The sequence below is a fragment of the Halomonas sp. MES3-P3E genome (assembly GCF_002836035.1).
In the GTDB taxonomy this organism is placed as follows: domain Bacteria; phylum Pseudomonadota; class Gammaproteobacteria; order Pseudomonadales; family Halomonadaceae; genus Vreelandella; species Vreelandella arctica.
Genome location: NZ_PJBT01000158.1, coordinates 1 through 400, shown reverse-complemented (window position 1 = coordinate 400; position 400 = coordinate 1). Strand labels below are relative to the sequence as shown.

Sequence of the window (400 nt, the reverse complement as noted above, 5' to 3'; positions counted from 1 at the left end):
TGACAGGGATAATGCTCGTGTGTACTGCTCTTCGTCTTCGAGAATGTCAGGTATCGTCGCCTGGAAAACGGGCGTAAAGCCAGCTGAACAAGCATTGAGTAGAAAGATCAGCACATAGATTTGCCACACTTCTGTAACAAAAGGCAGTGCACAAACCACGGCTGCACGCAGTAAGTCCAGGCTAACCAAAAACGTGCGCCGAGGCAGGCGTGATGCATAGGCGCCGACCAGAGGGGCAATGCCCACGTAAGCGACCATCTTGATCGCCAGCGCCGTGCCTAGCACGGCACCCGCCTGACCTTCAGCGAGATCGTGAGCCAGTAACGCCAGCGCAACCGTGGTTAGGCCAGTGCCGATCAGTGCAATGACCTGAGCTAGAAAGAGGTGGCGGTAAATGCGA

1 protein-coding gene is annotated in these 400 nt (G+C 55.5%); it reads right to left on the bottom strand.

Annotation, left to right across the window (positions count from 1 at the left end):
- A partial coding sequence (locus CXF87_RS12445; protein ID WP_269801105.1) for an MFS transporter occupies positions 1–400 on the bottom strand: 400 nt, incomplete at both ends.